This is a genomic window from Nitratireductor sp. GCM10026969, from assembly GCF_042660605.1.
Taxonomy (GTDB): Bacteria; Pseudomonadota; Alphaproteobacteria; order Rhizobiales; family Rhizobiaceae; genus Chelativorans.
In genome coordinates this window covers 1-9080 of record NZ_JBHSUM010000160.1, presented here as the reverse complement: position 1 = coordinate 9080, position 9080 = coordinate 1, and the positions used below count along the sequence as shown (strand labels likewise).

The 9080-nt window shown below is 64.0% G+C and carries 9 protein-coding genes; 7 read left to right on the top strand and 2 right to left on the bottom strand.

Annotated features, from left to right (window positions below):
• From ACFP9U_RS21290 to ACFP9U_RS21260, 7 genes are all read left to right on the top strand, one after another.
• Window positions 1-567, top strand: a 567-nt coding sequence (locus ACFP9U_RS21290; protein WP_378624537.1) for a biotin--[acetyl-CoA-carboxylase] ligase, incomplete at its 5' end; no start/stop codon positions are given.
• Window positions 568-647: 80 nt separating this feature from the next.
• Window positions 648-2255 (top strand): ribonuclease J, encoded by a 1608-nt coding sequence (locus tag ACFP9U_RS21285; protein ID WP_378624540.1) that lies wholly within the window; start codon window positions 648-650, stop codon window positions 2253-2255.
• A 10-nt stretch (window positions 2256-2265) separates the two neighbouring features.
• A complete protein-coding gene (mce, locus tag ACFP9U_RS21280; protein WP_378624536.1) occupies window positions 2266-2670 on the top strand; it encodes a methylmalonyl-CoA epimerase in 405 nt (134 codons plus the stop codon).
• A gap of 90 nt (window positions 2671-2760) precedes the next feature.
• Window positions 2761-3027, top strand: a complete 267-nt coding sequence (locus ACFP9U_RS21275; protein WP_378624534.1) for a DUF1467 family protein — start codon at window positions 2761-2763, stop codon at window positions 3025-3027.
• 381 nt (window positions 3028-3408) lie between these two features.
• Window positions 3409-4737, top strand: a complete 1329-nt coding sequence (gene proS, locus ACFP9U_RS21270) for a proline--tRNA ligase (RefSeq protein WP_378624533.1) — start codon at window positions 3409-3411, stop codon at window positions 4735-4737.
• The gene (locus ACFP9U_RS21265; protein WP_378624531.1) at window positions 4734-6017 is read left to right on the top strand and encodes a lipoprotein-releasing ABC transporter permease subunit; all 1284 of its coding nucleotides are present in this window, start codon (window positions 4734-4736) and stop codon (window positions 6015-6017) included. The genes proS and ACFP9U_RS21265 overlap by 4 nt, the downstream gene beginning before the upstream one ends.
• On the top strand, window positions 6018-6707 hold the full coding sequence (locus ACFP9U_RS21260; RefSeq protein WP_378624528.1) for an ABC transporter ATP-binding protein: 690 nt from the start codon (window positions 6018-6020) through the stop codon (window positions 6705-6707).
• 201 nt (window positions 6708-6908) lie between these two features.
• On the opposite strand, the gene ACFP9U_RS21255 is transcribed toward ACFP9U_RS21260, so the two are convergent.
• Together ACFP9U_RS21255 and ACFP9U_RS21250 are read right to left on the bottom strand one after the other, a co-directional pair.
• The gene (locus tag ACFP9U_RS21255; protein WP_378624539.1) at window positions 6909-7259 is read right to left on the bottom strand and encodes a VOC family protein; all 351 of its coding nucleotides are present in this window, start codon (window positions 7257-7259) and stop codon (window positions 6909-6911) included.
• A gap of 877 nt (window positions 7260-8136) precedes the next feature.
• Window positions 8137-9080, bottom strand: a 944-nt coding sequence (locus tag ACFP9U_RS21250; RefSeq protein WP_378624526.1) for an ASKHA domain-containing protein, incomplete at its 5' end; no start/stop codon positions are given.

Below are 9080 nucleotides of genomic sequence, written 5' to 3'. Positions count from 1 at the left end.
TTCGTGGCCGGGCTGGCGCTGGGGGACGCGCTCTCGGCCACAGTGCCCGACGCACGAGTCGCGGTCGGCGTGGACGGCGCGGAGAGGGGGCGCAGCCGGTTTGCGCTGAAATGGCCGAACGACCTTTTGGCCGACGGGGCGAAACTGGCGGGAATTCTCCTGGAGTCCACCTCGCTCGAAGGCGGCCGGCTGGCGCTTGCCGCCGGCATTGGGGTGAACGTCGCTTCCCATCCAGAGGACGTGCCCTATCCGGCCACATCGCTCGCAAGCCTCGGTGCGAAACCTGACGCCGGAATGCTGTTTCTGGCGCTGTCGGACGCCTGGATCGACAATGTCCGTCTGTGGGACGGCGGTCGCGGGCTTGCGGCCGTTCGCGAGCGCTGGCTCGAGCGGGCGGCAGGTCTGGGTGGCGAGGTCTCGGTGCGTGTCGACGGCCGGGTGGTGCGGGGCATTTTTGAAACAATCGACGAATTATGCAGGTTCGTTATCCGTGAGGATGACGGCACGCGTTTGCGCATAGCGGCTGGTGACGTGCACTTCGGTGCCGTTGCTTCCGTGCGCGCGTGAAGGACCATAAGGGAGAGAACGTGGCTTCCAAGCAGCCGGAACTGGTGTTTTGCCCCTTGGGCGGGGTGGGCGAGATCGGAATGAATTTCGCGCTCTACGGCTATGGGCCGCCACAGGAGCGCAAGTGGATCGTCGTCGATTGTGGTGTCACCTTTCCCGGCCCGGACTTGCCGGGCGTCGACCTCGTTCTTCCGGATATCCGGTTCATCGAAAAGCAGGCGGAGAACCTCGCCGGGATCGTGATCACCCATGCGCACGAGGACCACTACGGGGCGCTGCTCGACCTCTGGCCGCGCCTGAAGACCAATGTGTGGATGACGCCATTCACGGCCGGCCTTCTGGAAGCCAGGCGCGCCGGTGAACTGAATGCGCCGGATGTGCCCGTCACCATCTTCCGCGCGGGCGAACGCTTCACCGTCGGGCCTTTCGCCATCGAGGCGATCGACGTGACGCACTCGATCCCCGAGCCGGTTTCGCTGGCGATCACCACTCCAGTCGGTACCATCGTCCATACAGGCGACTGGAAGCTCGATACTGCACCGGCGTTGGGCCCCAAGACAGACGAGGCTCGTTTCCGGGCGCTGGGCGAGGCGGGCGTGCTGGCGCTCGTCTGCGATTCCACCAATGCCATGCGCGAGGGCGAATCGCCGTCGGAGGAGGCCGTGGCGGGCGGACTGAAGGAGGTGATCGAGAAGGCGGAGGGCCGTGTCGCCGTCACCACCTTCTCTTCCAATGTCGGGCGCATCCGCTCGATCGCCGAGGCGGCGCGCGACGCCGGGCGGCAGGTGCTGGTGCTCGGACGGTCCCTGCAGCGCGTCATCGATGTGGCGTCCGAGCTCGGCTACATGGAGGGCCTGCCGCCTTTCCTGACGGAGGAGGATTTCGGCTATATCCCGCGCGAAAACGCCGTGGTCCTTTGCACTGGCAGCCAGGGAGAGCCGCGCGCGGCGCTTGCCAAGCTGTCGCGCGACGAGATGCGCAACGTGGCGCTGTCGCCGGGCGATACGGTGGTCTTCTCCTCGCGGGTGATCCCGGGCAACGAGAAGGCGATCATCACAATCAAGAACCGGCTCATCGAGCAGGGCGTGAAGATCATCGAGGACACGGACGCGCTGGTCCATGTCTCCGGTCACCCGCGCCGCAGCGAACTCAAGAAGATGTACGACTGGATCAAGCCGCGTATCCTGGTGCCCGTTCACGGCGAGGCGGCGCATCTGGTGGCCCACGGTGCGCTCGGCGCGATGGCGGGCATTCCCGAGGTGGCGCAGGTGCGCAATGGCGACATGCTGCGACTTGCGCCGGGAGCGGCGGAAATCATCGACCAGGTGCCTTGCGGGCGCATTTTCAAGGACGGTAGAGTGATCGGCACGGATGACGAGGTCGGCGTGCGCGAAAGACGCAAGCTGTCCTTCGCCGGACATGTGGCCGTGAACGTCGTGCTCGACGATCGCTACGATCTTGCCGGCGATCCCGACCTTGTTGCGCTGGGCGTCGCCGAGGCGAATGCGCGCGGCGAGCCGCTGGAGGAGATAATGCTGGAAGCGGCGGTCGGTGCCGTCTCCAGCATTCCGCGGCCGCGGCGCAAGGATCTCGATCTGGTGGCCGAATCGGTACGCCGCGCCGTGCGCGCCGCCGCGAACGATGCCTGGGGAAAAAAGCCGATCGTGACGGTCTTCGTCACCCAATAGGGGAAGAGAGATGCTCGGCAGGCTCAATCACGTCGCCATCGCCGTGCCGGATCTGGCCAATGCCACCGCCGTCTACCGCGACGTTCTGGGTGCCGCGGTCTCCCAGCCGCAGCCGCTGCCCGAACATGGCGTGACGGTCGTCTTCGTCGATCTCGACAACACCAGGATCGAGTTGCTCGAACCGCTGGGCGAAAATTCGCCTGTCGCCCGCTTCCTGGAGCGTTGTCCGGATGGCGGCATGCACCATATCTGCTACGAGGTCGATGATATCGCCGCCGCCCGTGAGCGTCTGGCCGCGCATGGCGCACGGGTGCTGGGCGATGGAGAACCGAAAATCGGCGCGCACGGCAAGCCGGTGCTCTTCCTCCACCCGAAGGATTTCGCCGGCACCCTGATCGAGATCGAGCAGGTGTGACCCGACGCCGCGTCCTGCGCGTCTTAAAATCGCCGCCCGAGGCACTATTGTGCGAACCGGCTCCGCGACCATGGGGCAACGGAGAGCGGAATGACCTGGATATCCCTTGCCGCTGTATTTTTCATCGCTTGGTGGCTGATGCTGTTCGTGTCGCTGCCCTTCGGGCTGCGCACGCAGGATGACGAAGGCGATGTTGTTCTCGGCACCGAATCGAGTGCGCCGCGCGGGCCGCATATGCTGCGCGCCATGATTCGCACCACGGTGCTGACCGTTCTCCTGATCGGCGCCTATTATGCGCTCACGGCCGTCATGGGCTTCGGCTTCGAGGACATCCCGCGCGTCGTGCCGGATTTCTGAAATTCAAGGCAAAAAAAAGCAAGGCACCAGGCCTTGCAACTAAACGCGTCCGATCCTCATCCGTTTCCTCAACGGCGGCTGCGAGCATCCGCGCCGGGATCGTATCCTCCCAAGACTTTGACCGCGTATCGAGAGCGGATTGTCGTTCTGCTCTCTTGTTATGTGATAGTCACATTAGACTAAGTTTCGAGGCAATGTCACGAAAAATTTTGCCCTACATTGGACATGTTACCACTTGACCGTGCTTCGGGCGCTTTGCCGCTGCGAGGGTGGCGGTCGCCTTCAAACCCGTGGGTTTTCAAGCTGTCACGAAATGGCTAAGAAGCCCGAGGATATCTTTCGGCGGCGTTGATTCCGCCCCCTGTATTTACGGATCCGTTCATGCGACTGTCGCGCTTCTTTCTGCCCATTCTGAAGGAGAATCCCCGCGAGGCGGAGATCGTCTCGCACCGGCTGATGCTGCGCGCGGGCATGATCCGGCAGCAGGGCGCGGGCAGCTTCTCCTGGCTGCCGCTCGGCAAGCGCGTTCTCGACAAGGTCTGCAATATCATTCGCGAGGAGCAGAATCGCGCCGGCGGTCAGGAAATCCTGATGCCGACCATCCAGTCGGCCGAATTGTGGATGGAGAGCGGGCGCTATGACGATTACGGCAAGGAGATGCTGCGCATCACCGACCGGCATGAGCGCAAGATGCTCTATGGGCCCACCAACGAGGAGATGGTCACCGACATCTTCCGCGCCTATGTGAAGTCCTACAAGGATCTGCCGCTGAACCTCTACCACATCCAGTGGAAGTTCCGCGACGAGGTTCGGCCGCGTTTCGGCGTCATGCGCTCACGCGAGTTCCTGATGAAGGACGCCTACAGCTTCGACCTGGATTTCGAAGGTGCGCGGGCCGCTTACAACCGCATGTTCGTGGCGTATCTGAGGACCTTCCACCGCATGGGGCTGAAGGCCATTCCCATGCGCGCCGAAACCGGCCCGATCGGCGGCGATCTCAGCCATGAGTTCATCATTCTCGCCTCCACCGGCGAGAGCGAGGTGTTCTGCCACCGGGAGTTTCTCGACCTGCCCGTTCCCGGCGCCGATATCGATTTCACCGACGAAGCCCAGATCGGCGGGGTGGTGTCCCAATGGACGGCGCCTTATGCGGCGACGGACGAAATGCATGAAGAGGCGGCGTGGAAGGACGTGCCGGACAAGGACCGGCTTTCCGCGCGCGGCATCGAGGTCGGCCACATCTTCCATTTCGGGACCAAGTATTCCGAGCCCATGAAGGCCAGCGTGACGGGACCCGACGGGCAGGAACACTTCGTTTCCATGGGATCCTACGGCATTGGCCCCAGCCGGCTCGCCGCGGCGATCATCGAGGCGGGCCACGACGAGAACGGCATCATCTGGCCTGAAGCCGTGGCGCCGTTCGACGTTATGCTCATCAACATGAAGACGGGCGATGCGGAGTGTGACCGGGTTTGCGGTGAGCTTTACGCCGGGTTGAGGTCGGCCGGCCGCGAGGTCCTCTACGACGATACGGACGGCCGGGCCGGCGCCAAGTTTGCCACCGCGGATCTCATCGGCCTTCCCTGGCAGATCATCGTCGGCCCGCGCGGTGTGGCCAACGGCGAGGTCGAGATCAAGAATCGCGCCACGGGGGAGCGGCAGACCCTCGCCATCTCCGCGGTGCCCGGCCGGTTCGGCGCGCGCGCATGAACGACAAGGCGGAAGCCGGCGGAGAGACACGGCCGTTCTCCTACTTCGAGCGACTGGTCGCCTGGCGTTATCTGCGCTCGCGGCGCAAGGAAACCGTCGTCTCCGTCATCGCCTCCATTTCCTTTATCGGCATCACGGTCGGCGTCGCCACGCTGATTGTCGTCATGGCCGTGATGAACGGCTTCAGGGCCGAGCTTCTGAACCGCATCCTCGGCGTGCAGGGGCACTTGATCGTGCAGCCGACCGACATGCCGCTCGACAATTACGACGCCGTCGCCGGCCGTATTTCCGAGGTTCCCGGGGTCAGGCTCGCCGTGCCCCTGGTGGAGGGGCAGGTTCTCGCCTCCGGGCGCAGCGGTGCCGGCACCGGCGCGCTGATCCGCGGCGTGCGCGCGGAAGACCTGACGGAGATGGACCTGATCTCGCAAAACGTGCGCCAGGGCTCGCTGATCGATTTCGCCGCCGGGCAGGGAGTTGCTGTGGGTTCCCGCCTGGCCCAGAACCTCGGGCTGGGCCTGGGGGATACGATCACGCTCATTTCGCCGGAGGGCAACGTCACGCCCTTCGGCACGACGCCGCGCGTGAAGGGCTATCCGATCACGGCGATCTTCGAGATCGGCATGTCGGAATATGACGCCGCCATCCTGTTCATGCCGATGCAGGAGGCCCAGCTCTATCTCAATGTCGAGGGGCTGGCGCAGCACATCGAGGTCTTTGTCGACGATCCCGATAACGTGGATGCCCTACGACCGCTGGTGGAGGAGGCGGCCCAGCGTTCGGTCCTGATTTCCGACTGGCGCCAGCGCAACCGGACGCTTTTCTCCGCGCTGCAGGTGGAGCGCAACGTCATGTTCATGATCCTGACGCTGATCGTGCTCGTTGCCGCGCTCAACATCATTTCCGGCATGATCATGCTGGTGAAGGACAAGGGACACGACATCGCCATCCTGCGCACCATGGGGGCGACCAGCGGGTCGATCATGCGCATCTTCCTGATGGCGGGGGCGGCGATCGGCGTGGCCGGCACGCTGGCCGGCTTCATCCTCGGCACGCTGCTTTGCATGAACGTCGAATCGATCCGGCAGTTCTTCTCGTGGCTCTCGGGGACCACGATCTTCGATCCGGAGGTCTATTTCCTGAGCCAGTTGCCGGCGGACATGCAGACGGGGGAGACGGCGGCCGTCGTGCTCATAGCGCTGGTCCTGTCCTTCCTCGCCACCCTTTTCCCCGCCTGGCGCGCTTCGCGCCTCGACCCCGTGGAAGCCCTGAGATACGAGTAAATGGCCGAAAGCGTCTTGGAACTGAAGTCGATCGACCGGCGCTATGTGCAGGGTTCCAAGGAACTCGTCATCCTGAATGGCGCGGATTTCACGCTCTGTCCCGGTGAAATGGTGGCGCTGGTGGCGCCGTCCGGCACGGGCAAGTCGACGCTTCTGCACATTGCCGGTCTTCTGGAATATCCCGATGCCGGCGACATCGTCATCAACAGCCAGTCTTGCGCGGAGCTTTCCGACGACAGCCGCACGGCGATCCGCCGTGCAGAGATCGGCTTCGTCTATCAGGCCCATCATCTCCTGCCGGAGTTCACCGCGCTGGAGAACGTGATGATGCCGCAACTCATCGCCGGGCTCGGTCCCGCCGAGGCGCGCGAGCGGGCCACGCAGCTTCTCTCCTATCTGAAGCTCGGACCGCGGGTCGACCGCCGCCCGGCCGAGCTGTCCGGCGGACAACGGCAGCGCGTGGCGATCGCCCGCGCCGTCGCCAACGCGCCGATGGTCCTGCTCGCCGACGAACCGACCGGCAATCTCGACCCCGGTACCGCTGGCTATGTCTTCGACGCCCTGGAGGCGCTGGTGCGTCATTCCGGCCTTGCCGCTTTGATTGCCACGCACAACAAGGAACTGGCTGCGCGCATGGACCGGCGCGTGACGCTGTCCGAGGGCAAGGTGGTGGAGATGGTGGAGACCTGAAGCGGGATGTGTTCGGGCGCATCCGTCTCCGCGATCAACCTGCTATCACTCCGGCCTTCGGGACGACGTGGCGGCGGCGATTTCGCACAATTTCGTCCCACTTTGGTGCCCGGCCGCTAAGACCGGCTTCTTGTAATCGGATGCACGGACCAAAAACTACGGCGTCCTTCGTGCGGTCCGAATGAACGCACGGCGCCGCAGCTATCTGTGGCTGAGGATGTTCACTACCCGGCCGAACGGATCGCGCACATAGAAGCGGCGAACACCCCAGGGCTCGTCAGCCGGACCGTATTCGATCGCAAATCCAGCCGCTTTCATGCGCGCCAGCGCAGCGTCCAGGTCATCGACTTCGATGGACAGGTCGGGTGTCTCCGTCCCCGAGCCGCCTTCCGAGGCGATGCTGACCTGCACGCCCGGTGCGCCGGATGCGCCATAGGTCACGATCCACCCAAGGTCCATCAGGCGGTCGAGGCCGAGTGCCTCACCATAGAACTGCTCGGCGGCGGCGGTATCCCGCGTATCGATATTGGTGACAATTCGCTTGACCTCCATGACTTCCGACTCCAGCCGCATTCAATTCGCCATCACGCCGATGGTGCGGGAGCGGCAAGCCATGGGAGGGCTTGGCGGTCCCTGACGGGGGAACTTTGCGCCAGGGGCAATTACGCGGAACGATGAAAGCAGTGACTCAACCGCATTCCACGATCGCCCGCGCCGACCCGTTCCCGCCAATCTTTCGCGCAGTCTACCAGAATGCACTTTACCCGCTGTTAACGCTGTGAACCAGCGCACCTGATGGGGACACCGTGTTGTGATTGACAAGAACATAGTATGAACATATAAGGTTCATATCAAGATCATGAAGCGGTTTTGCACAGGAGAAACCCATGGCCGACCTCATTCAGGATGTTCTCTCACTGGTTGCCGTCAGCTCCTTCATCGTCGTCGCCGCCACCTGGATCGGCGCGTTGTGAGCTGTCAGCCGACCCGAAGGGGGCGCCGGCAGGTGGCCCCGCAGAAAAGTGATGCCGACAGCCGCCGGCGGTAGGCATCGTTCAGGCATGGTATCCTCGGGTAAAACCAGACGATGACGAATGGCAGGGGTGTTTCGTTAATCGCCGACGGTGGGGGAACCGCGTTACTATCTCCACTTTCGTCATCGTGGGGCTTGGGCTTGACCCGAGGATCCATGCCGAACATCGCTATGCCGCCATCGGTGAAGAATTGGCGCCGCTGGTATTGGCTCGCATGCCCGAATCGTACCCATGCGCGGCGGTTGCGGGGAAATGGGCGGAGCGTGATGCCCGCCGCTCACGTGGTTCTGGAAAAGACTGGTTTCCCCCGTCAGGTATTCGCGCCAAGCGAATAGGTGGATTGCCACATCACGTCCGCGGGACGGTGGAATCGGCTCGGATAAGGCGGTGGGCGCCTATCGTTGGCGTCGCGCCATACGTTCCTCGCGCGAGCGCCGGCGTGGCCGCTCGGTGCCGCCTCCCTCGCCGCCAAGCACCTTGCGCGGTGGCAACTTTACCTGGGCGGCCAGTCTGGGGAAGGGGTCCACCTTGTTGGGCAGGGCCATGGCGTAGACGAAGTGCTCCTGGAACTTCGGCTCCAGCGCAGTTTCGATCTTCTCGATCCGGCGCACCGTCTCCTCGATCTCGCGGCGATGATTGCGATTGAGCAATGCCATGCGCGCGCCGGTGCCGGCGGCATTGCCGACCGCGGAGACCTTCTCCAGATCGCAGTCGGGAATGAGGCCCAGCACCATCGCATAGCTCGGGTCGATGAAGGAGCCGAAGGCGCCGGCGAAGCGGATCGTGTCGACGGTCTCCACGCCCTGCTTTTCCATCAGAAGCTTCGTGCCGGCGTAGAGTGCGGCCTTGGCGAGCTGGATGGCGCGCACGTCGTTCTGGGTGACCGTGATGCGTGGCGTTGCTTCACTGAGCACGTAGGAGAAGGTACGACCCTCCGCGACGATACGGGGGCTTTTGAGAGCCAGCGCGCCGTCGATCACGCCGTCCTCGGAAATGATGCCGGAAAGATACATCTCGGCGATCACCTCGATGATACCGGAGCCGCAGATGCCGGACACCCCCGTGGCTTCCACCGCCTCGGCGAAGCCCGGCTCGTCCGACCACAGATCACAGCCGATGACGCGGAAGCGCGGCTCGAGTGTTTCGCGGTCGATACGCACGCGCTCGATGGCGCCCGGGGCGGCGCGCTGGCCGGAAGAAATCTCGGCGCCCTCGAAGGCGGGGCCGGTGGGCGAAGAAGCGGCGACGACGCGCCGGCGATCGCCGAGCACGATCTCGGCATTGGTGCCGACATCGACGATCAGCATCATCTCGTCCTGCCGGTGCGGACCTTCCGACA